At 36.2% G+C, this 23,393-nt stretch carries 24 protein-coding genes and 1 pseudogene; 18 read left to right on the top strand and 7 right to left on the bottom strand.

What is annotated here, in order from left to right; all coding sequences use genetic code 11:
* Positions 1-141: 141 nt before the first annotated feature.
* Both GZ63_RS0110565 and GZ63_RS0110560 read left to right on the top strand, forming a co-directional pair.
* Positions 142-474 carry a CHY zinc finger protein gene (locus GZ63_RS0110565; protein ID WP_029269354.1) on the top strand — a complete coding sequence of 111 codons (333 nt, stop codon included), beginning with the start codon at positions 142-144 and terminating at the stop codon, positions 472-474.
* 93 nt (positions 475-567) lie between these two features.
* Entirely contained in the window at positions 568-807 is a 240-nt protein-coding gene (locus tag GZ63_RS0110560; RefSeq protein ID WP_029269352.1) for an indolepyruvate ferredoxin oxidoreductase subunit alpha, read from the top strand.
* A gap of 60 nt (positions 808-867) precedes the next feature.
* Here the strand turns inward: GZ63_RS0110560 and GZ63_RS18155 are convergent, their stop codons facing one another.
* Positions 868-1,005 carry a hypothetical protein gene (locus tag GZ63_RS18155; protein WP_198020934.1) on the bottom strand — a complete coding sequence of 46 codons (138 nt, stop codon included), beginning with the start codon at positions 1,003-1,005 and terminating at the stop codon, positions 868-870.
* 155 nt (positions 1,006-1,160) lie between these two features.
* Here GZ63_RS18155 and GZ63_RS0110550 point away from each other — a divergent pair, with 155 nt between their 5' ends.
* Entirely contained in the window at positions 1,161-1,943 is a 783-nt protein-coding gene (locus tag GZ63_RS0110550; protein WP_029269350.1) for an ABC transporter ATP-binding protein, read from the top strand.
* 100 nt (positions 1,944-2,043) lie between these two features.
* On the opposite strand, the gene GZ63_RS0110545 is transcribed toward GZ63_RS0110550, so the two are convergent.
* Positions 2,044-3,252, bottom strand: a complete 1,209-nt coding sequence (locus GZ63_RS0110545; protein WP_029269348.1) for an iron-containing alcohol dehydrogenase — start codon at positions 3,250-3,252, stop codon at positions 2,044-2,046.
* A gap of 43 nt (positions 3,253-3,295) precedes the next feature.
* The gene (betB, locus tag GZ63_RS0110540; RefSeq protein WP_029269345.1) at positions 3,296-4,768 is read right to left on the bottom strand and encodes a betaine-aldehyde dehydrogenase; all 1,473 of its coding nucleotides are present in this window, start codon (positions 4,766-4,768) and stop codon (positions 3,296-3,298) included.
* Positions 4,769-5,021: 253 nt separating this feature from the next.
* Between betB and cudC the strand changes: the two genes are divergently transcribed.
* Both cudC and GZ63_RS0110530 read left to right on the top strand, forming a co-directional pair.
* Positions 5,022-5,570, top strand: a complete 549-nt coding sequence (gene cudC / locus GZ63_RS0110535; RefSeq protein ID WP_029269343.1) for a choline uptake/conversion transcriptional regulator CudC — start codon at positions 5,022-5,024, stop codon at positions 5,568-5,570.
* Between the two features lie 30 nt (positions 5,571-5,600).
* Positions 5,601-6,485, top strand: a complete 885-nt coding sequence (locus GZ63_RS0110530; protein WP_029269342.1) for a glycine betaine ABC transporter substrate-binding protein — start codon at positions 5,601-5,603, stop codon at positions 6,483-6,485.
* A 52-nt stretch (positions 6,486-6,537) separates the two neighbouring features.
* Here the strand turns inward: GZ63_RS0110530 and GZ63_RS0110525 are convergent, their stop codons facing one another.
* Complete coding sequence (locus GZ63_RS0110525; RefSeq protein WP_051681467.1) at positions 6,538-6,891, bottom strand: YmaF family protein; 354 nt, start codon at positions 6,889-6,891, stop codon at positions 6,538-6,540.
* Between the two features lie 223 nt (positions 6,892-7,114).
* On the opposite strand from GZ63_RS0110525, the gene GZ63_RS0110520 reads away from it, so the two are divergent.
* The 8 genes and pseudogenes from GZ63_RS0110520 to GZ63_RS0110490 all read left to right on the top strand — a co-directional run bounded on the left by GZ63_RS0110520 (position 7,115) and on the right by GZ63_RS0110490 (position 16,715).
* The gene (locus GZ63_RS0110520) at positions 7,115-7,966 is read left to right on the top strand and encodes a MurR/RpiR family transcriptional regulator (protein WP_029269337.1); all 852 of its coding nucleotides are present in this window, start codon (positions 7,115-7,117) and stop codon (positions 7,964-7,966) included.
* Between the two features lie 114 nt (positions 7,967-8,080).
* The gene (murQ, locus tag GZ63_RS0110515) at positions 8,081-8,971 is read left to right on the top strand and encodes an N-acetylmuramic acid 6-phosphate etherase (protein WP_029269335.1); all 891 of its coding nucleotides are present in this window, start codon (positions 8,081-8,083) and stop codon (positions 8,969-8,971) included.
* A 15-nt stretch (positions 8,972-8,986) separates the two neighbouring features.
* A pseudogene (locus tag GZ63_RS16670) lies at positions 8,987-10,365 on the top strand (PTS transporter subunit EIIC).
* Between the two features lie 75 nt (positions 10,366-10,440).
* Entirely contained in the window at positions 10,441-11,508 is a 1,068-nt protein-coding gene (locus GZ63_RS0110505) for a DUF871 domain-containing protein (protein WP_029269333.1), read from the top strand.
* Between the two features lie 178 nt (positions 11,509-11,686).
* Entirely contained in the window at positions 11,687-12,616 is a 930-nt protein-coding gene (locus tag GZ63_RS0110500; RefSeq protein ID WP_029269331.1) for a DMT family transporter, read from the top strand.
* 340 nt (positions 12,617-12,956) lie between these two features.
* Complete coding sequence (locus tag GZ63_RS18725; RefSeq protein WP_318842377.1) at positions 12,957-13,928, top strand: Hpt domain-containing protein; 972 nt, start codon at positions 12,957-12,959, stop codon at positions 13,926-13,928.
* A complete protein-coding gene (locus GZ63_RS18720; RefSeq protein ID WP_318842376.1) occupies positions 13,861-14,943 on the top strand; it encodes a chemotaxis protein CheA in 1,083 nt (360 codons plus the stop codon). The genes GZ63_RS18725 and GZ63_RS18720 overlap by 68 nt, the downstream gene beginning before the upstream one ends.
* 77 nt (positions 14,944-15,020) lie before the next feature.
* Positions 15,021-16,715 (top strand): methyl-accepting chemotaxis protein, encoded by a 1,695-nt coding sequence (locus GZ63_RS0110490; RefSeq protein WP_029269329.1) that lies wholly within the window; start codon positions 15,021-15,023, stop codon positions 16,713-16,715.
* A gap of 34 nt (positions 16,716-16,749) precedes the next feature.
* Here GZ63_RS0110490 and nhaC read toward each other — a convergent pair whose 3' ends face one another.
* A complete protein-coding gene (gene nhaC, locus GZ63_RS0110485; RefSeq protein WP_029269327.1) occupies positions 16,750-18,138 on the bottom strand; it encodes a Na+/H+ antiporter NhaC in 1,389 nt (462 codons plus the stop codon).
* A gap of 372 nt (positions 18,139-18,510) precedes the next feature.
* Between nhaC and GZ63_RS0110480 the strand changes: the two genes are divergently transcribed.
* From GZ63_RS0110480 to GZ63_RS0110465, 4 genes are all read left to right on the top strand, one after another.
* Positions 18,511-19,239, top strand: a complete 729-nt coding sequence (locus GZ63_RS0110480) for an AzlC family ABC transporter permease (RefSeq protein WP_029269325.1) — start codon at positions 18,511-18,513, stop codon at positions 19,237-19,239.
* Entirely contained in the window at positions 19,236-19,535 is a 300-nt protein-coding gene (locus GZ63_RS0110475; protein WP_029269324.1) for an AzlD domain-containing protein, read from the top strand. Before GZ63_RS0110480 ends, GZ63_RS0110475 begins: the two co-directional genes overlap by 4 nt.
* 29 nt (positions 19,536-19,564) lie before the next feature.
* The gene (locus GZ63_RS0110470; protein ID WP_029269322.1) at positions 19,565-20,095 is read left to right on the top strand and encodes a GNAT family N-acetyltransferase; all 531 of its coding nucleotides are present in this window, start codon (positions 19,565-19,567) and stop codon (positions 20,093-20,095) included.
* Positions 20,096-20,193: 98 nt separating this feature from the next.
* Positions 20,194-20,427, top strand: a complete 234-nt coding sequence (locus GZ63_RS0110465) for an IDEAL domain-containing protein (protein ID WP_029269320.1) — start codon at positions 20,194-20,196, stop codon at positions 20,425-20,427.
* A gap of 134 nt (positions 20,428-20,561) precedes the next feature.
* Here GZ63_RS0110465 and GZ63_RS0110460 read toward each other — a convergent pair whose 3' ends face one another.
* A complete protein-coding gene (locus tag GZ63_RS0110460) occupies positions 20,562-21,449 on the bottom strand; it encodes a zinc dependent phospholipase C family protein (protein ID WP_029269318.1) in 888 nt (295 codons plus the stop codon).
* A 305-nt stretch (positions 21,450-21,754) separates the two neighbouring features.
* Between GZ63_RS0110460 and fumC the strand changes: the two genes are divergently transcribed.
* Positions 21,755-23,140, top strand: a complete 1,386-nt coding sequence (gene fumC, locus GZ63_RS0110455; RefSeq protein ID WP_029269317.1) for a class II fumarate hydratase — start codon at positions 21,755-21,757, stop codon at positions 23,138-23,140.
* 54 nt (positions 23,141-23,194) lie between these two features.
* Here fumC and GZ63_RS18405 read toward each other — a convergent pair.
* A partial coding sequence (locus GZ63_RS18405; protein ID WP_038221179.1) for a hypothetical protein occupies positions 23,195-23,393 on the bottom strand: 199 nt, incomplete at its 5' end.

Here is a 23,393-nt window from a genome sequence, read left to right as displayed (position 1 = left end):
GGAGGGCTCAAGCCATGCCCGCGGAAAGCGTCCGCCAGCAGTGAAAGGTAACGTAGTTATCAACAATGAGATTTTTGTAAATTTGTAAGAGTTAATAGGCTGAATAGAAAAGCCTAAATATACTATACGAGGAGTTATTTCATGAAGATTGATCAATTTATTGTACACGGCGCAATAGACGAAAAAACACGTTGTGAACATTATCAGACTAAAAAAGATATTATTGCCATCAAATTTTTCTGTTGCGACGCTTATTTTCCATGTTACCTTTGTCATCAAAAATATGGATGTGGGAAAGGTGCTGTCTGGCCAAAAAAAGAATTTGGCAAAAAAGCAGTTTTATGTGGTTCGTGTAAAAATGAATTGACGATTCAGGCGTATAGAGATTGCAGAAATACTTGCCCGTACTGCGAGGCACAATTTAATTCAGGTTGTCTTCTTCACCATCATTTATATTTTGAGAAGGATACATAAACGATATTAAACTCTTTACTTGTAATCGATGCCTCATGTATCATTGGAAAGAGAAACATATAAGCTATTGAATTAAAGGGAGGTAGAATATAGATGGCTTTTGTAATATTAGATCCATGTGGTCCGGAAAAGTCAGCCGAATGTGTAAGCGTATGTCCTGTCGACTGCATTGAGGAAGGACCAGATCAATTTTATATAGATCCGGATGTATGTATAGACTGTGGTGCATGTGTAGCAGTTTGTCCGGTAGACGCTATTGTAGAGGAGTATGATTTAACTCCTGATCAGGAAGTATTCCTGGAGAAGGCTGAGGAATTTTTTGCAAACAAGTAGCGTTTTTCCATATAGATAGGGAAAGGGACTCTAAAGATAGGGTCTCTTTTCCTTTATTTTTTAATTTTTTTCTGCTTTTTCTGCTATGTTGCTTGCAATCCATCGCTTAGCTATTGCTTCATCGATTTCGTATACTTTTCCAGCTCGAAGTAAATTGCCATGATAGGCGGTCTGGACGTTCATTTTAACTTTAATCATTTTACAAAACTCCTCTGTACATAAATTATTCTTTTCTAAGTATAACATGTATCTTGGCTTGTTAAATGATAAAGAATGAAATCTTATTTCTATTATTATTTTCTTAAAATTGGTATATTTATGATTATAATCATATTATAAAGAGGCGATAGTAGATGGACCATACGATAAAAATGCAAAATGTTTCTTGGAAAAGAGATGGTAAGTTAATCCTTCAAAATATCAATTGGAAAGTGAATAAGGGAGAGCACTGGGCAATTTTAGGGTTAAATGGCTCAGGGAAAACGACTTTATTAAATATGCTCAATGGCTATATATGGCCGACGTCTGGAAAAGTTAGTGTATTAGGCAATTTATTTGGAAGGACGGATATACGAGAACTTAGAAAATTCATTGGTTGGGTTAGTTCATCTTTAGAGTATAGAATCAGACCAATGCACAAAACACAGGATATTATTGTTAGCGGAAAATATGCATCCATTGGACTTTACGAAGATCCAACTAAGGAAGATTATCAAAAGGCGTATCACTTGATGGAGGAGTTAAGATGCTGTGACTTACAGGATCGGACGTATCAGACTTGTTCACAAGGTGAAAGACAAAAAATTCTAATCGCACGAGCATTAATGGCTTCACCGAATGTTCTTATTTTGGATGAACCGACGAGCGGGCTTGATTTTATTGCACGTGAGGATATTTTAGCTACTATAAAGCGGTTAGCTGCACAAAAAGAAGGTCCAACGATTTTATTTGTAACACATCATATCGAGGAGATTCTACCGATATTCAGCCATACATTATTGCTTAGACAAGGAGCTGTATTTGCTCAAGGGGAAAGGGAAAAAGTATTAAATAGTGCGAGCTTAACAAATTTTTTTGAAAAAAATGTGCAAGTAGATTGGCACCATGATCGAGCTTGGATGGCATTGCTGGAATGAATGTTGATAAAAAAAGCATGTAGAGGAATACACATTCACTCTACATGCTTTCTATTCTATTTTGCTGAAAACTTTAAATGTTCATCGGTTATGGCATTTTTTATAGTGTCTTAGGAGTTTGGTTAAAACAGCGTTTGTAAATCCATTTATAATCTTTTACTGTTAGGTCACGCGGATTCCCAACAGTTTGTGGATCAGTCATCGCTACTTCTGATAGGCGATCGATCATATCAGGTGAAACGCCTTGTTCTTCAAGAGATGGAACATCTAGATCTTCTACTAATTGGTACATTTCATTTACTGCTGCTTTAGCTGCTTCTTCTGTTGTCATGTGGAATGTGTCAACACCTAATGCTTGAGCAATTCGTGCAAATTTTGCAGGGTGACCTTTCCAGTTAAATTCCATAACAGGTCCCATCATTGCTGCAACACATTGTCCATGCGCAACTGGGATAATGCCGCCTAATGATTGTGACATCGCGTGTGCTGCGCCAGCTGATTCACTACCGTAAGAAAGTCCTGCTAACATTGCTGCTTGTGCCATTCCATAACGGGCTTCTAGGTCTCCACCATCTGCATAAGCGCGGCGAATATATTTCCCAACGTATTCCATTGCTAATAATGCAACTGCATCAGTAACCGGTTGTGCGTAATGCATCGTATAGCATTCGATTGCATGTGCAAGAGCGTCAATACCTGTCATTGCTGTTACGTGCGGAGGCATAGAAATATGCAATTCAGGATCTAAAATTGTTAAATGAGCCGCAATTAAAGGACCACCTGTATTAAACTTAAATTCACGTTCTTCATCTGTAATAACTGCCCATTGTGTAACCTCAGAACCAGTTCCAGCAGTTGTAGGAATCGTTGTTAGAGGTGGAATACGATTTTCCAGTGGTTTTTTACCTTCTGCTGCTTCGTAATCAAGTACACTGCCTTCATGTGTTGCTTCTACACCAATTCCTTTAGCAGTATCCATGGAACTACCTCCACCAACTGCCACTAACCCATTACAGTTTTCTTGCTTATAAAGAGCTGAACCTTCTGCAATTAATCTTACTGGCGGGTTTGGTTCTACTTTATTAAACAACACAATTTCAATACCTGCTTCTTCTAAATGTTTTTCTACAGGAGCAGTTACGCCTGCATTATAAATACCAGGGTCAGTTACTAAAAGTACTTTGGAAACACCAAGGTTTTTCACTTCTTCTCCAATATGCTTGATAGAGCCGATCCCGTGCTTGATTGCTGTTGGTAATTCAAATTGATGGAAATTATACATTTGTTCTACTTTCATATTTAAGCTCATTCTTTTTCCTCCTAATAATTAACATTTCGCTTATTAATTTTATTTATTGGAACCAGTTGATAGGTTCTGGTTTTAAATTATGAAAAATATGTTTTGTTTCTGTGTACTCTTCTAATCCTGCTTTTCCTAGTTCTCGCCCAATGCCGGATTGTTTGAAGCCTCCCCAAGGTGCATGTGGAAAATAAAGATTAAATTCATTAATCCAAACGGTGCCCATGCGCATCTTGGCTACACAACGTTCAGCCTTAGCAATGTCGTTTGTCCAAACTCCTCCGGATAGGCCATAAATTGAATCGTTTGCTAGTTTAATAGCTTCATCTTCATTAGAGAATTTTTCCACCGTAATGACAGGACCAAATCCTTCATTTTGAACAACATCCATTTTACTTTCACAGTTTGTTAGAACTGTAGGTAAGTAGAAAAATCCATCCTGCAGTTTAGGATCCTCAGGTCGTTTTCCGCCTGTTGCTACGGTTACGCCTTCCTTAACGCCATTTTCGACATACTTTATTACTTTATTTAAGTGCTCTTCTGAAATAAGTGGCCCCATTTGCGTAGTCTCATCAAAACCACTGCCTAACTTAATATTCTCTACTTTTTCAACTAGCGCATTGACAAATTTATCATGAATCCTGTCCTCAACAATGAGTCTTGTTCCTGCAGAACAGATTTGTCCAGCATGGAAGAAAACAGCATTCATTGCCTGGTCCAAAGCAGTATCAAAATCTGCGTCAGCAAATACGACATTAGGGTTTTTTCCGCCAAGTTCTAATGCAATTTTTTTAACATTATCACTCGCCGCTCTCATTATTTTTTTCCCTGTTTCTATTCCACCTGTAAAAGAAATTAAGTCAACATCATTATTTTCCGAGAGTTCTGCACCTACTGCGTTACCTGCCCCTAGAACAAGGTTGGCAACACCTGCTGGAACTCCAGCTTCTTCCATTAATTCAAATACTTTAATAGAAGTAAGCGGGGTAATTTCACTTGGCTTCATGATAAGTGTATTTCCTGCTGCCAATGCTGGAGCTAACTTCCATGATGCTTGCAGTAATGGATAATTCCATGGTGTAATCTGACCGCATACACCAACTGGTTCACGAACCACTTTACTAACAGAGTTTGGAATAGGAGAATCGATGATTTCCCCACCATCTTTATCAGCTAATTCTGCGTAATAGCGAAATACACCAGCAATATCATCCATATCGCCACGACTTTCTTCTACTGTTTTACCGGTATCAAGAGATTCTAATTCAGCTAATTCTTCTTTGTCTCTTTCAATTAAATCAGCAATTTTATTTACAATTTGTCCGCGTTCAGTTGCTGGAGTTGTAGGCCATGAGCCATGATCAAATGCTTTTCTTGCTGCTGCAATGGCAAGCTTAGCATCATCTTCATCACTCTCCGTAACACGCGCAATAATTTCTTTATTGAAAGGGTTAATAATGTCTCTTGTTTTATTAGATTCGGAAACAACCCATTTCCCATCTATAAATTGCTTCTTGATGTCCAATAGACTCCCTCCTTAAAAATGTTAAATTTGTTAAATAAAATTTTAATGTTTTGAACAAATTAAATGTATCATGTTGATTTTAATTTGTCAAAAAGAAAAAAAGATAGATTTTTTTCAACGTAAGCCTAGCATGCGCTAAAGGAAATGAATTTTGTTTTGGCATTTGACATTTAAAATTAAGCCGTTACCATTAAATTTGTAAAATATTTATTTAATAAACAAAACAAACTAAATGTCAAATGGGGGTGAAATTATGGAAAGGTCACCTGATGAACAAGCAATAGAAAAAATAGATTATGCCAAAGACCAAGTTATTGGTGCTATATCCGAAACAATGGACTTGTATGGAGTTACTCCTTCAGTTGGAAAGTTATATGCAACGATGTATTTTAAAGGCCGGATGAATTTGGACGAAATGCGGGAAGAGCTTGAAATGAGCAAACCTAGTATGAGTACCAGTGTACGTAAATTACAAGAGATTGATATGGTGAAAAAAACATTTCAACGTGGTTCACGAAAACACACGTATATGGCAGAAAAGGACTTTTTTCGTTCTTTCATGTCCTTTTATTGTAAAATGTGGGAACGGGAAGTAAAAATGAATATGGAAGCCATTTATGAGGCGGATTTTTACTTGAAAGAAGTAATGGAAGATCAATATTGCTCACAAGAAATGCGTGATGAAGCAAATGAGTACTATCAGATGCTTGAAAGCTCAAAAATTTATTATCATTGGTTAGAAAGATTAGTTGAGAGTATTCGGAATGAAAGCATCTTTGATTTTTTACCAAAACATGAATGAAACATAAACTTAACAAGGAGAATAAATAGAATGAATTTTAAATGGGGAAAAAAAGTAATTTTATTCACAATCCTAATGATCGTACTTGCGGCTTGCAGTGATTCGGAGAATGAATCGTCAAGTTCCGAGGAAGGGAAAAATGACGATGAAATCGTTATGGCGCAGATCAGCTGGGCTGAAAATATTGCTACAACGAATATGTGGAAGGTTATTCTTGAAGAAAGAGGCTATGATGTAAACCTGAAGTTACTTGATATGGGAACAATTATGGCAGCACTTGAGAGCGGGGATTTAGATGTGAATCTTGAAGTATGGCTCCCTGTTCAGGATGCAAGCTACAAAAAGCAATATAAAGACACTGTTACATTTTTTGAAGAACCTTGGTACGATAATGCGAAAGTTGGCTTAGTTGTTCCTGAATATATGGATGAAGTGAATAGTATTGAAGATTTAAATAAATACAAAGATAAATTTGAAGGGGCAATTACTGGATTTGATCCAGGTGCAGGAACAATGGAAGTGACAGAAGATGTCATTAAGGATTATGATCTTGACTACGAACTGCTCACAAGTTCTGAACCAGCAATGATTACGGAAATCGATGAAACAATCAAAGAAAAAGGAAGTATTGTTGCTCCTTTATGGAAGCCACATCGTGTATTTGCTGAGATGGATTTGAAGTTTTTAGAAGATCCGAAAGAAACCTATGGTGGTGTAGAAGAAATATTTATTGCAACGCGGCAAGACTTTGCTGAAGACCATCCAGAGGTCGATCAATGGCTGAAGAACTGGGAAATGGATGATGAATCGATCGGTGAATTAATGAGTTACGTAAATGATGCTGATGAACCGATTGAGGGAGCTAGAAAATGGGTTGAAGAAAATCAGGATTTAGTTGATGAATGGGTTAATTAGATAGATCAGAGACCATCTCTACTATGGAGGTGGTCTCTTTTTATGCGTAACATCAACTTTTTGATGGTTCAATAAATCCTTTGACAACATGAACGTGCCCATCATTAGTAGTTGTTTTTGTTTTAACGTAGTGGGTGTGATAACCATTTGATAATGGAATTGGAGGACCGGTATAGTCTTCGTAGTAATGAATATGCTCATCATCAAACGTAGTATTTCCCCATATTTTATGCACATGACCATCTTTTGTATGAATTGGTGTGCTTGTCACACCAGGGTGTAAATGAGTGTGTTCATCCTGGCATGTTGTTGCTCCAGAATGAGCATGTGTGTGGCCTTTTTGTTCTATTTTTTTATCTTTTTGCCCTTTACGTATGGTTCGCGGTAAACCATCTGGATGATTCAAGTTGAAAGGGTAGTAAACCTTTGTAATGGTGCGTTTGATTGTACGTAATATACGGATTTGGATTCATTCCATAAACCATTGATTTCAATCCTCCTCATTTTTTGGTGTATCAATAGTATAATATGCACAGTTTGCTTATACTGGGACTGTTATTGTGTTGGAGTTAACTTTTTAGAAATGATAGAATAAGAACGGATATAGACCGAATAAAGGGGAGATTTAAATGGCAAATACATTGCTCTTAAGTATCAAAAATCGAATGAATAGCTTGTCAGCAACCGAAAAAAAAGTAGCTTCATATATATTAAATCATGCTGAACTTATACCTAATATGACAACAAAGGAGTTAGCAGAAAAATCAAATGTCAGTGAGGCTAGTGTGATTCGTTTTTCAAAGACAATGGGAATAGATAGCTTTAAGACATTCAAAATTACCTTAGCCCAGGAACTAGCTGTATCTGAAGAGTATATAACGGATTTTTCCATCGTTAAGAAAAAAGATTCCCCGTACGAATTGTTTCAAAAGGTTACACATGTGAATAAAAGTGCCATTGAATCGCTATCAGGGTCTATAAATAAAAAGGAATTAGAACAAGCAATCGATGTATTAAAAGAAGCCAGAAAAATCGTTTTTTATGGTGTAGGCGGATCGGCAATTGCAGCAATGGATGCTTTATATAAATTCACAAAGCTAGGGTTTCAGGCAGAATTTAGCCAGGATTTTCATTATATGCTTTCTCATATACCGTATTTAAATGAAAAAGATGTTTTTGTAGCGATTAGTATGTCAGGACAAACGAAAGATGTTTTAGATTTATCCAGATTTTCCCAAAAAAAAGGATCCACACTGATTGCAGTTACAAATATTAATAAATCGCCTTTATATAAAGAAGCTGATATACGCCTGGCAACTCCACATGTAGAAAAAGACTTTCGTGTAGGAAGCATTACTTCGAGAATGACACAGCTCACCATCATTGATAGTCTTTATATAAGTCTTTTTAACAGTATTGGAAAAGAAGTTGTAGAGCAGTATCAAGAAGCGAGAGAGGAAGTAATGAAATTGAGAAGATAACTATTTCTTTGTCATAAATGAAATTTTGTTTCATAAATTAATTATTAATAGTTGACATTAAATTTCAAAATCCTATAAAATAGATATAAAGAAAAGGAAGGTGATGAAATTTTTATGTTAGATAAATTAGTTACTGAAACTAGAAATAAACATACGATGGACCTTGATCAAATGTCTATTCAAGATATATTACAAATAATGAATAAAGAAGATGAAAGAGTTACTAGAGCAATTGAAAAAGAAATAGGATCGATCGAAAAAGCCGTATACATGGTTATTCAATCATTTCAGAATAATGGAAGATTAATATATGTTGGTGCAGGGACTAGTGGTAGATTAGGAATATTAGATGCTGTTGAATGTGTTCCAACCTTTGGTTCTCCATCAGAGATGGTCCATGGCCTTATTGCGGGTGGGATGAAAGCGGTTTCAAATGCTGTGGAAGGAGCAGAGGATAATCCTGATTTTGGAAAGAAGGATTTAGAAAACATAGATTTAAATAAAAATGACACAGTAATTGGTTTAGCAGCAAGTGGAAGAACACCATATGTAGTTGGAGCATTACAGTATGCAAATGAAAAAAAGGCAGGGACGGTTGGAATATCTTGTAATACAAATGCAGAAATAAGCAAGTGCAGTCAAATAGCAGTTGAGCTTGAAACAGGATCTGAGGTATTAACCGGATCTACTCGTTTAAAAGCGGGAACAGCACAAAAAATGGTTTTAAATATGATTTCAACAACAGCAATGGTTGGGATAGGTAAGGTATATCAAAATTTAATGGTAGATTTGAAACCAACCAATCATAAACTAGAAGAGAGATCCAAACGAATTATTATGGAGGCAACAAATGTAGATTATGAGACTGCAAGCAGCTATTTTGAGAAGGCTAATCACCATGTCAAAGAAGCAATTGTCATGATCCTATTACAGTGTTCTCATGAGGAAGCAGCAGAAAAGCTACACGGGGTCAATGGATTTGTGCGTAAAGCATTATCAAAATAAAGGGAGGGTAAAGTTATGGGCAAAGAACAGAATATGGCTAAAGGAATTTTAGAGCAGATTGGAGGGAAGGATAATCTAAAACGCATTACACATTGTATGACACGGTTAAGACTACTCCTAAATGATGACACCAAAGCTGATTATGACAAGCTAAAACAAATTGAAGGGGTTATGGGTGTAGTTGCTGATGAAACATTACAAATTGTCATCGGTCCCGGTACAGTAAATAGGGTTTCAGAGGAATTAAGCCAACTTACAGGTCTTGGAATTGGGGAGGACGCTGAGCCCGAAGTAGATAACTTAACCTTTGAAGAACAAGCAGCGATAAAAAAAGAAAATATTAAAAGAAAAAATAAGACGCCATTTAAAAATCTTCTTCGCAGATTGGGAATATATTTATTCCATTAATTCCAGGTCTAGTTGCCTCTGGTATTATTAATGGAGTTGCAAATTTTGCTAAAAACGCAGGTGCAAATGACGAAGCAACTTGGATGCAAATTTTACTATTAATTGGAAGTGGTATTTTTACCTATTTAGCTATTTTAGTTGGCTGGAATACCGCGAAAGAATTTGGCGGGACGCCTGTACTTGGTGCAATTGCCGGAATGTTCCTGTTTAATCCGATGCTAGAGCAAATAACAATCTACGGGGATGCATTAATTCCGGGTAGAGGCGGATTATTCGGAGTGATATTCGCTGCGTGGCTGATGGCTTTTGTAGAAAAATATGTTCGTAAAGGTATACCTGCCTCAGTAGATATTATATTTACACCATTGATTACCGTACTTTTAGTAGGAATTGTATCATTATATGCAGTTATGCCAGTGGCTGGTCTCGTTTCAGATGGTATTACGAACGGATTGACCGCCTTGATTGATGTAGGTGGTGTTGTAGCTGGAGCTGTTTTATCTGGATTCTTTTTACCTTTAGTTATGGTCGGATTACATCACGGATTGACGCCGATCCATGCGGAACTAATTAATGCTTATGGTGGTACTGCTCTCCTAACGATTCTAGCTATGGCAGGCGCGGGTCAGGTTGGTGCTGCAATCGCTATTTATGTGAAAACGAAAAATAAACGATTGAAAAATATTATAAAAGGTAGTTTACCTGTTGGCTTCCTTGGAATTGGCGAACCATTATTATATGGGGTAACCTTGCCATTAGGCAGACCTTTTATTACCGCGTGTATTGGTGCAGCGTTTGGCGGTGCTTTCCAAGCTGTTATGCACACCGCAGCAGCAGGAATTGGGGTTTCCGGACTATCATTAATTCCATTAATTACAGATGGAAAATATTTTAGCTATTTTGTTGGTCTAGTTATTTCATATGTGTTTGGATTTTTATTTACGTATTTATTTGGATTTAAAGAAGAAATGGCAGACGGAATTTAAGTTCGTATGGTCACAAATAAAAGGAGGTTTTTTACCTCCTTTTTTCTATATACTGAAAAAGGATGTGTGATAGCAATGCTAGGGATTTCTGTATACTTAGGAAATAAAGAAATAGCAGATCAAAAATCATATATAAGAAAAATGAATGATTGCGGTTTTCGTTGTATTTTTACATCCCTTCATATTCCAGAAGAAGATAATTCGAAATATAAGGACCAGTTAAAGGAACTGGGTCATTTAGCAACCCAACTGGACATGGAGCTAATGGCAGATATATCTCCAGATTCTTTAAACCTATTAGGAATGAATTGGTCTAACGCGGATAAATTACTCAGATGGGGGTTGACCGGAATCCGAGTGGATTACGGTATTCCCGAACCTGTGATCATCGAACTATCTCAAAAAATGAAAGTAGCTTTAAATGCGAGTACGATTACAGAAGAGGCTTTAACACGAATGAAAGCAAACGGTTTGGTAACTGCATCTGTAGAAGCCTGGCATAATTTTTATCCACGCCCTGAAACTGGGCTTGATCTTGATGACTTTATAGAGAAAAACCGCTGGTTAAAAGAAAAAGGGATAACCATTATGACCTTTATTCCCGGAGATGAAGAGTTGCGTGGTCCATTGTATCAAACGTTGCCTACGATTGAGGATCATAGGAAACAATCACCTTTTGCTTCCTACATGGAAATGAAGATGGTTGGACGAGTTGATAAAATTTTAATTGGTGATGTAGCTATAAGTTCATCGACATTAGACCAATTCACTTCGTACAATAAGAATAATGAAATCCTTTTGAAAGCAGAACCGGATGAAAATTCAGCTGAGGAAATATTGCAGAAAATACCTGTTTTACATACAAACCGTCCTGATGGGGCTCGAGATTGCTTTCGTTCCGTGGAATCACGGCAGTATCCTCATAAAAACATTTCACCATCAAATTGTATGGAACGTCCAATCGGGACAATAACAATAGATAATAAAAAATATTTACGGTACCAAGGAGAAATACAAATTACAAAACGGGATTTACCAGCAGATGAAAAAGTGAATGTAGTTGGCAGGGTAGTGTCAAAAGACAGACCATTATTAAAATGGATCAGGGACAATCAAAAGGTGCGAATACAATGGGGATCTTAAAATGGCTCTCTTTAGAATTTTTTAGGAATTTCATAATATGAAAGGACCGTCTGAAATAATCTATAGAATAGTTTAATATTGTACTTATAACTAAATTATACTAACCTATAGATAGTTACCTAAAATATTCAAAATATTGAAAAGGACCTGATATTTAATGGGCAAAGGAATGGAACAGATGTCAACTAGTCCGCTGCTTCAACGTAAGTGGGTGGTGTATGTTTTGATTTTATTAATCACGCTTATTTGGGGATATGGCTGGGTTCTTATGAAAGAAGCTCTCCGGTACATGGGTCCATTTTCCTTTTCTGCGCTACGATTTGGTGTAGGATCTGTCATCTTATTTATGATTATGTTCTTTATGAAAATGAAAAGACCGCCAAAAGAGCAGTTAGGACACATTGTCATCGTTGGTTTGTTGCAAACAGCGGTTGTTTATTTATTGGTAATGTATGCATTACACTTTGTTGAGGCAGGTAAATCATCCGTATTATTATATTCCATGCCGATTTGGAGCAGTTTTTTTGCAGTGAAGCTTTTAAAAGAAAAAATTACGATAACTAAAATGGTGGGACTTGGATTAGGTGTTGTTGGACTTATCATGATTATTGGCTGGGACATATTTGTTGGTCAGGATTTTTCTGCTTTATTCGGTGAAATACTGATAATAATAGCAGCTGCATCATGGGGATTAGCAAATGTATATTATCAGTTAAAGGTAAAAGGTGTTTCAAAAATACAAGTAACTGCATATCAAATGGGGTTTGGAACATTAGGAATCACGGCAGCTGCAATTGGAATGGAATGGGGAGAACCCATCCAATTCAATGTAACAAGCATATACTATATTCTGTTTACGGGTGCTTTAGCTTCGGCTTTCTGTTTTACATTATGGTTTATTGTACTTAGTATGATCGATATTGTTACGGCAACAATCTCAACATTGCTTGTTCCTGTTTTTGGTTTGCTTTTCAGTGCGGTGCTTTTAGGTGAAAAGATAACAGCAGGGGTTATACTGGGATCTTGTTTGATACTTGCAGGTATATTTATTGCTCAATTACCAATGAAAAAGATGGAACAAACAAAAAGCAAATCCTTAACCTTATGATCAAGTTCATAGATTGTTTGAAGCTATAAAAAGGGGAAAACTTTATATGATCATAAAAACGTGAGTTCTTTTTAAAAGGAACTCACGTTTTTATGTGTGTTGATAAAACTTTAGGGGTGTCAGGAAGTGTTAGAGAGACGGGCATTGATCGAAGAAAATAGATGACTTTGGGTTAACAATTTTTATAAATGGTCGATAAAAAATAGGAAGGAAGAATCAAAAAAATCAGTTGTTTGATATAAAAGACCTAATCATGGGAGAATTTACTTCAATTCATGTTAGGTTCAAAACTTAATTTATTATGTGGATCGTCAGGATAGAGATGGAAAGGAAGTATTATATGGAAACAAGTCAATATTTAGAAATGTTTCTTGATGAGGGACGGGAGCACTTACAAGCGGTGAATGACAACCTTCTTAAATTGGAAAAATATCCGCATGACTTTAATCTTGTTGAGGCGATTTTTCGATCAGCCCACACCTTAAAAGGAATGGCTGCCACAATGGGGTTTGAGGATATAGCGGCACTGACACATCAGATGGAAAACATCCTGGATAAAATACGCAATAACAAATTGCCAATTTCTACAGAGGTTATTGACATAACATTTTTAGCAATTGAATACTTGGAAGAAATGGTGAATTCGATAGGTGAAGGAAGTGATGGCAAAAAAGATGTAACAAGTATAATCGAACATCTAGCGAATGTAGGGAATGGGGGAAATCCCAGTCAAACAGACCAAGTATTAGAGAAAGAAGACGAACCAATCATTGAATTAGATAATTATCAAATTACTGTAGTCACTCAGGCTGTAGAACAAGGGTATCATGCGTTCCTAATCACTATTAGATTAATAGAGGAATGTCTTCTAAAAGGTGTACGTGCTTATATGGTTTTTGAAATACTTGATAATCAAGGTGAGATTATTAAGACGATACCTGTAGTAGATGAATTGGAAGAAGGAAACTTTGAAAGGGACTTCACTTTTGCTTTTCTATCCCAAAAAACTGCAGATGAAATAAAGGATCTTATTTGGAACGTATCAGAAATTGAAAATGTGGATATTTCAAATCTCTCCCGGGTAACGAAAGCCAATGAAGATAAAAATAGTAATAATGAATCAGACGCAGAAAAAACACATAATAACTTCAATGGGAAAAAAAGTATAAGTCCCTCTAGTAAAACAATTCGGGTGAGTCTAGCACGTATTGATCATCTTATGAATCTGTTTGAAGAGATGGTGATTGATAGAAGTAGACTCACAGAACTGGCAAAAAAAAATAGAGAACCAAGCATTAACAGAAACCGTTGAACATACAACTCGGATTTCAGGTGAAATGCAAGATTTAATTTTAACGATGCGAATGGTACAAGTGGAACAGGTATTTAATAGATTTCCTCGTATGGTAAGAGGGCTAGCCAAAGATTTAGGCAAAGAAATTGAACTGAAAATTATCGGAGCTGATACAGAGCTGGATCGGACTGTTATTGATGAACTAGGAGATCCATTGGTTCATTTAATTCGCAACTCTGTTGATCATGGGATTGAAGCACCATCAAAACGTAAAGAACTCGGAAAACCTGCAGAAGGGAAGTTAATATTACGTGCTTTTCATAGCGGAAACCATGTATTTATTGAAATTGAGGATGATGGCGCAGGAATTAATCGTGATAAGGTTGAAGCAAAAGCAATTGAACAGGATTTAATTACATCTGAACAGGCGAGAAATTTAACCGATGATAAGATTCATCAGCTTATTTTAGCGTCTGGTTTTAGTACGAATGATAAAGTGTCAGATATTTCTGGGCGCGGCGTTGGCTTGGATGTTGTCAAAAATACGATTGAATCACTCGGCGGCGAAATTTCTATCAAATCGCAGCAAGGGAAGGGTAGTGAATTTTCTATTCAATTACCTCTAACCCTATCTATTCTCGCTGCTTTATTGATTAAAGTTCAAGGTGAAACATATGCTATTCCGCTATCTTCAATTGTTGAAACAGTACTGCTTGAAAAAGAGCAGATTATGTATGCACACGGACAAATAGTTATGGATTTTAGAGGGAAGATTATCCCTCTGATTTCACTGAAGGAATTTTTCGCTGTTCCAAGTAAAAACGAAGGTAAAAAACAACAACATGCTGTTGTATTAGTGAGTAAAGGAGAAAATATTACAGGGTTAATCGTGGATTCTTTTCTCGGACAACGAGAAGTTGTTCTTAAATCTTTAGGAAACTATTTAAAGGACGTTTATGCTATTTCTGGGGCAACCATTCTAGGAGATGGACGCGTATCATTAATTATTGATCCGAATGCATTAATCAAATAAAAAGATGCCAATAAGCATGTTTTACATATGTCTAATGGAAAATGAAGTCTAAACATAATTGACAAGGAGGTATATTGATGAATCATTTCTTGAATTTCAAAACGATTCGAATAAAGATGATACTAGGGTTTTCGATTGTTCTTATCCTTAATATATTTTTAGGTGTTTATATGTTTTGGAATTTAAATAAAGTGAATAAAAGCTCAGGTGATATTGTAAACCGAGAGCTTCCATTATTAATCGCTGATAAGCAATTAGTCTCAGCGCTTGCGAATGAGATCGGAGCGGTACGTGGATATTTATTATTTGGAGATGGCTTCTATAAAGATTTATTTGAAAAATATGCAGATGAAGGAATAAAACAGGAAGAGATCATTAAAGAGATAGGTGCAACGAAGGAATTTGAAACACTTAGTGAGCAATCTTCTCAATGGAGAGAAACCATTGTTCATGATGTATTTCAAGAATACGACAGGGGAAATAAAGAAGGTGCACTTCAAAATTTATCAGAATCAGGTCCATTTTTTGACGAAATAATAAATGGTTATCAGGATATGGCTAAAAAAAGAGAGAATAAAATTGTTTCTATGGAGGAAAACAATATTGCTAACGGCGAAAGAACATTAACAATTGTTTCAATCGTAATTGTATTAGTTATTGTTCTTAGTTTAATTGTGGCATTTATAACTTCATACTCTATTTCAAAACCGCTTAGAATGGTGATGAAACGAATGAAACGTATTGCTAGTGGTGATCTTAGCTATAAACCTATCGAAACGAGATCAAGGGATGAAATAGGACAGCTTATTGCAGCAACCAATGAAATGACGAAAAATACAAAGGAATTGTTGAATCAGATTATGACTGTCTCGGAATCGGTAAGCAGTCATAGTGAAGAATTAATGCAAACAACGAATGAAGTTAATGCAAGTTCTGAACAAATAGCAACAACGATGCAAGAATTAGCATCCGGGGCTGAGTCACAAGCTAATAGTGCTAGTGATTTGTCATCTATTATGGGGTCGTTTACAGTAAAAGTCCGGGAAACGCGTGAAAATGGGGAGCGTATACGCCAAGCTTCCCATGAAGTTTTAAATATGACAGATAGAGGTAGTCAACTAATGGAGTCTTCAAATGGACAAATGGAAAAAGTAAATGGAATTGTCAGTGATGCAGTTGACAAGGTTGATGGCTTAGATAAACAAGCTCAGGAAATTTCTAAGCTTGTATCAGTGATTCAGGATATATCTGATCAAACGAACTTGCTTGCCCTTAATGCAGCGATTGAAGCTGCCAGAGCAGGTGAACATGGACGGGGTTTTGCGATTGTAGCGGATGAAGTAAGAAAACTTGCAGAACAAGTATCTGTTTCTGTGACAGATATAACAGACATCGTTGAGCGTATACAAAGCGAATCAAGTATTGTCGTAGATTCACTAAAAGAAGGGTATCAGGAAGTTGAAGAGGGCACTATTCAAATAAGAACAACGAGTGAAACATTCCATACAATCAAAACAGCAATTAAAGAAATGGCAGAAAATATTAATATCGTTTCTATGAATTTATCGGATATTGCCAATAACAGTGAAGAAATGAATTCCTCTATAGAGGATGTTGCAGCTATCTCAGAAGAATCAGCCGCAGGGGTTGAACAAACATCAGCTGCCTCACAACAAACAAACAGTTCGATGGAAGAAATAGATGGAAGTTCACGTCAACTCGCAACATTAGCGGAGAACCTAAATGGCTTGGTACAACGATTTAAATTATAGTTAACAGGTAAAATGGGATTGAGTATTGTTGGACTCAATCCCATAAAAAATCTAATGCTGTTTTTTTAAGTCCTCTGCCTCCAAATAAAATTGTAATCACTGGACTTAATAAACAAAAGAAAGCAAATGGCAAATAGGTCATTACTGGCACACCTAATACATCTGCGATAAATACTCCACAAACACTCCACGGCACAAGTGGATTAATAACTGTTCCCGCATCCTCTAATGTTCTTGATAATGCCTTAGGAGCAAGGCCGGCTTTTTTATATACACCTTTATATGTTTCTCCTGTTAGCATAATGGATAAATATTGTTCACCAATTAGAATATTGACACCAATCGATGTTGCTGCTGTAGAAATGATAATAGACCGCACCTGATGTAATTTACTTTGAAATGCTTGTAATATAGACGGAACGATACCAGTAACAAACAGGAGTCCTCCAAATCCTAATGCTAAAATAACGAGTGAAATAGTAAAGAGCATACTGTTTATACCGCCTTTTGTTAGTAACTCATTTACAGGTTCAAAATCAGTTGAAGCCGTATATCCATCAAACCATACCGTCCAAATTTCTATCGGCGCTATATTACCTAATATGCTTGCAATGATCGTTGCAATTATACTGCTTAAAGCCAAAGAAATGAATGCAGGTATTTTAAAGATGGTGCAAAAGACAAGTATACCTAAAGGTAACCATGAGAGCCAATGTATTAAATCGGTTGCTTCTAATGCCATTTCATACTGATGCACGTCCTGCAAAGGTATTGATTGATTTGGAGATAAGGTCACAAATAGTATAAAAGATATAATAAAAGCTGGAATTGTTGTTAAGCTCATATGTTTGATGTGCTCAAATAAGTCAACCTGAACAATCGTTGACGCCAGATTAGTTGTGTCTGATAAAGGGGACATTTTGTCACCAAAGAAAGCACCGGATACAATCGCTCCAGCTGTAATGGCCATTGAAGCATCGATAACATCACCCATTCCAATGAAAGCAACTCCGATGGTTGCGGTTGTTGTGAGTGAACTGCCGAGTGAAACTCCAATGATTGCAGTAATAGCAAACACAATCCCATAAAACCATGTCCCTCCAATAAAAGAGAAGCCAGTACTTATTAATACAGGGATCGTACCGCTAATCATCCAGCTGCTTATTAATATACCAATGAGAAAAAATAAAAAAATAGCACCCATTCCAGATTTGGCCCCTGCTATCATACCTGTTTCTAACGTCTCAAAAGGTATTTTTTTTATTAATCCATATGCAACAAGTAAAATTATTCCTAGTAATATCGGGATATGTGGAACAGTATCAAGTCCAACTATAAAATAACTAATTAAACCTATAATAATAATGAAAAAGAAAAGTGCTTCACTTAATGTTGGATTATGTTCAGGTTTGATTGGGAACATCTCGCATTCTCCTTGTTGATTAGTAATATAAATAATAAAAAGCCTCGTCCCGAAAATAGGGACGAAGCTTTACTCCGCGTTACCACCCTGATTGTTGAATACTTTCAACCGCTCAAGAGATTTATCTATAAAAATAGAATGTGTATATTCGAATTTTTCCTGCCAAAGTTCACATCATCCACTTTGTTTCTTATGCTGCCTGGAAATATCTACTCGTCATTCCTAGATAAGTTTATCCATTTGAAATTGTTATTATTGAATATACATTGTCATCTGTTCTGTTGTCAATCGAATTAATAAAGTCCGAATTCTTTGTAATATGAAAAAAATCAGTTTATAATATATAGAATTTCGGGAAAGGGAGCAAAGTATATGGTGACAAATACAGCAGGAAAAGAACCTTCATCACAAGCGAAATTGATGATTAAAAAAGGTCTTGCCACTGGATTTCCAATTGTACTAGGTTATTTGCCTGTCGCTATTACATATGGCGTGCTAGCAAAGCAATCAGGTTTATCTTTAGTTGAATTAACATTAATGAGTATACTTGTGTTTGCAGGTGCAAGCCAGTTTATGGGGGCTAATATGATTGCGGTTGGAGCAGGAACTGTGGAAATAATTATTGCAACGTTCGTTCTTAATTTTCGCCATTTTGTGATGAGTTTGTCGTTTATGAATTCCTTAAGAGATATAGGGATAAATTGGAAGTTGCCTCTTTCACTTGGCTTGACAGATGAAACATTTGCGGTTTCAGCTTTACATACAAAAGAAGCAAAGATGGAAAAAGGCCCCTTATTTTATCTAAGCATTTTTTTGACAGCTTATTTTTCATGGGTTTTTGGATCTTTTTTAGGCGGGTTAATCGGGGAAGTTATTCCGGAGAGACTGAGCGATAGTATGGGAATCGCATTGTATGCAATGTTCATAGGTCTTTTAATTCCATCCGTAAAAAGAGAATTAAAAGTCGGATTGATTGCGCTTATAGCGATGCTTATCAATGTTTTATGCAGTCAATTTATGACCGATGGCTGGTCTATTGTACTAGGGACGATTATAGGTGGTTTAAGTGGTGTTTATTTTCTTAAGGAGGACAAGTCATGATATTTATGATTATAATAGGAATGTCAATTGTCACAATGATACCTAGAATCATTCCAGCATTTATAGTTGATAAATTGCAGTTTCGTGATTGGGTGAATCGTTGGTTAAATGCCATTCCCTATGCAGCATTAGGAGCTCTTATTTTTCCGGGAATCTTAACTGTGAAACCTGATCAGCCCGAAATTGGCTTAATAGGCGCGGGCGTCGCAGTTGGGTTAGCTTATATCGGATTAAATGTTATTCTAGTCGTGGCTGGTGCGATCTTATCCATCTTTATCGTTTCCATCTATATTTAAAGAAATAAAAACAGGGGGGGATAGCCGTTATGTTTTCGGTTAGAAAGGCTGTTTATACGGATGCAGAAACAATTGCTACTATTCATGTAAATACTTGGAAAAGCACTTATACTGACTTGCTTGAAGAACGTGATTTAACTAATATGACTTATGAAAATCGAAAAACGCTATGGGAAACAGTGTTGCGACTGAAAAAAAGAGAACAATGCACATTTGTGATTTGTGACGATGAAAAAATCGTTGGCTTTATTTCTGGAGGTCCAGAAAGAACCAAACGTTTTGCATATGATGGTGAAATATACACGATTTACATACTAGATGAATACCAAAAAAAGGGTTTAGGAGCAAAACTTTTAAAAGCATTTGCTCAAGAGATGAAAGGAATGAATTATCACTCTATTCTAGTGTGGGTACTAAAGCAGAATCCATCTAGCCGTTTTTATGAACGATATCTTGCCAAATCGGTAGGAGAAGAAGCAATTACGGTTGGAGAAGGAATCTATCAAGAAACAGCGTACGGATGGGATAGCATTGATGAATTGCTGGAAATACTTGCATGATATACATGGCGTATTCGTTCTTTTTTCTGTAAGCATTAGACTTGAAATTTATCTAAAAATTTAGGATAATAAGAAAAAGGAACAAGGGGGCATATTCCATGAAGAAGCAAAAAACAATTTATCGATATTACCGTTATGAAGGTAATATTCTTCATGCAAAACGAGAAATTCCATATGAACTAAAGCTCACGTCAAGATTGATTTTAGATGAATTATGTTTTAAATGGAATAAAAAAAGATTAGAAGCCGCAATCAACCGTTCCATCGATACTGGTAATAAACAGGAATTTTTAAAGTTAAGTAAAGCATATAACCACTTTATATGGGAGTAAATAAATATAGAAATAACCCGTACTAGTGACAAGCCGTATAGGCAGGTTTTAACGTGAATGAAAAGTGCAAGGTTATTTTAATCATAAGAGTCAGCAAACAATTTATTTTGTTCAGCTGGCTCTTTTTACTCGAGTTATTTCTTTGGGAGAGACATGCCTGTCTGATAGGATTTATTTCCGATTAATTGTAAAAGTTTTTTGGGAACAAAGGCATTTTCACTATGCCAATAATTTAATACTTCCGTTATAATTTCCAAACCCTCTGCCCGAGCATTTTCGTATAAATCAATAAAACTTTCCAAAGATGGTTTTTTGGTTACTGGATGATACCATGTTGTTTTCTGTAAGTTTAAATAGTCAATATGATCATTTACTGGCTGATGGGAATATAGAGAAACGTAGGAAGGAAATAGCTTATTCTTCCATCCATATGGATCTGAAAATAATCTTAATGCCAATTTCATATCTCTATATGATTTGTGAATGTATGCTGCATTCTGTCCTCTTATCTTTTGGTTATACTTTTTTATAAGGTCATGCAATAAACTTGCAATGTCTTTATTCATTCTAAACCCGATATCAATTTCTTTATAAGCTGGTGCTTTCCACGTTTTTAATCGATGGAACCTCTCCATCATTAACGTATCTATTTTTACTTCCAACTCTTGAGGTTCATGATGTAACGCTTGAGCCAAGTGATAAATATATGGATGTGTATTTCTGTCTAATAAATGATGTGTGATAAAACCGAAAACATACGAACGTACTTTTTCATTTTTATCTTTTGCAGCTTTAATTAAATCCACAATAAAGTTGCCACAGCGCTCTGTGTGCAAGAAATTACTAAGGGCATGTATATGCTCTTTATTAGTTGACCAAGGCCAAAAATTATAATATAAAAAAAGGTCTGGTCCTTGCGCACCTAGTTTTATAAATGTTTCATTTTGTGAAAATGGATGTGGACCGATAATTGTATCCAAAATATCTTCACAAAATAATATATGTGTCCAAATTTTTGGCATATCGAATCCTCCTTATAACAATTGCTCCAGTATAAGAAGACTTCTGGTTAAAAAAGTAATTATAAAAAAAGCTTGAACGTCTTCCTGTGAAAGTTCTTTGAATTACTTCGTGCATATTAAGTATTATATATCAACATAATGGAATCAGATAGTAAATTCCCAGCACAAATTTGTGTCAATATGAAGTTTCCTTTTTTTGTAACATTTGCAAGAAACGAAATGGTAATCTTAAAATGATTTAACTAACTGAATTATTTGGTACAATAGAAGAGTGAAGGATAAGCATACATAGGGAGGAAATGAACATGGATTACCGTATTGAAAAAGATACAATTGGAGAAATTAAAGTAGCAGCTGATAAGTATTGGGGAGCACAGACACAGCGCAGTAAGCAAAACTTTCCAATCGGTAATGAAAAAATGCCAGAGGAGATAATAAAGGCATTTGCTATTTTAAAAAAGAGCACAGCGAAAGTAAATAGCGACTTAGGATTATTAGATGAGAAAAAATCTGAAGCAATAGCTTATGCAGCAGATCAAGTAATCGATGGTAAGTTATATGATCACTTCCCATTAGTTGTCTGGCAGACAGGCAGTGGAACGCAATCAAATATGAATGTAAACGAAGTATTAGCATTTGTTGGAAGCGAATGGTTAAATAATAACGGCAGCGATTTAAAGCTTCATCCAAATGATGACGTAAATAAATCACAAAGTTCGAACGATACTTATCCGACAGCGATGTATATTGCAACAGCATTAAAAATGGAAGATCAAGTTTTGCCAGCATTAAAGCAATTAAAAGATAGTGTGAAGCTTAAAATGGATAAATTTCAAGACATTGTTAAAATAGGACGAACTCACCTGCAGGATGCTACTCCTTTAACACTTGGTCAAGAAATAAGTGGCTGGCACCGGATGCTTGAAAAATCAGAAAGTATGATAAAAGAAAGTCTGCAGCACTTAAAAGAACTTGCAATTGGTGGTACTGCTGTAGGGACTGGTTTGAACACTCATCCAGAATTTGCGGAACGTGTTTGCAGTGCAATCAGTGAATATACAGGGAAAGACTTTGTTTCTGCACCAAATAAATTTCATTCTTTAACAAGTTATGATGAAACTGTTTATGCACATGGTGCATTAAAAGCTCTCGCTGCAGATTTAATGAAAATTGCAAATGATGTACGTTGGTTAGCAAGTGGACCACGTTGCGGTATTGGAGAAATTACAATTCCAGCTAATGAACCTGGAAGTTCCATTATGCCAGGTAAGGTAAATCCGACACAAAGTGAATCGCTAACAATGGTTGTAACCCAGGTGATGGGGAATGACGCGACGATCGGCTTTGCGGCAAGTCAAGGAAACTTTGAATTGAATGTATTTAAACCAGTGATGGCTTATAACTTCTTGCAATCATGCGGGCTTTTAGCAGATGGTATGAGATCTTTTGAAGAAAGATGTGTACGAGGGATTGAACCAAACCATGAGCAAATTGAAAAGAATTTAAAAGATTCTTTAATGTTGGTAACAGCATTAAATCCACACATTGGTTATGAAAATGCAGCTAAAATAGCTAAAACAGCTTTCGAAGAGAACTCCACTTTAAAAGAAACTGCAGTTAAGTTAGGGTTATTAACTGAAGAAGAATTTGATCAATATGTGAATCCAAAAGAAATGACCCATCCAAACTAAAGATGATACGAAAGAGGTTGGGCCTTAACTAGCCAAGAAGTGACTTTCATTTTATCAGAAGGTGTCCTTTTTGTTTACTAAAACAAGCATATTAAAGCCCTTTTCATATCTAGTTGACTGGAACGAAAGGCGGCTGGCTCCTGCTGGAACAGCACGAGTCTGAAGACCCCGCAGGAAGTGGTTTTCTTCCAAAGAGGCAGAGGCCGTGCCCGCGGAAAGCAGTCGCCTGCAGTGCAAGTCAACGGGATTACTA

This window comes from Virgibacillus alimentarius, assembly GCF_000709085.1.
Lineage (GTDB): Bacteria > Bacillota > Bacilli > Bacillales > Amphibacillaceae > Virgibacillus_B > Virgibacillus_B alimentarius.
This window is presented reverse-complemented; position numbering and strand designations above follow the sequence as displayed.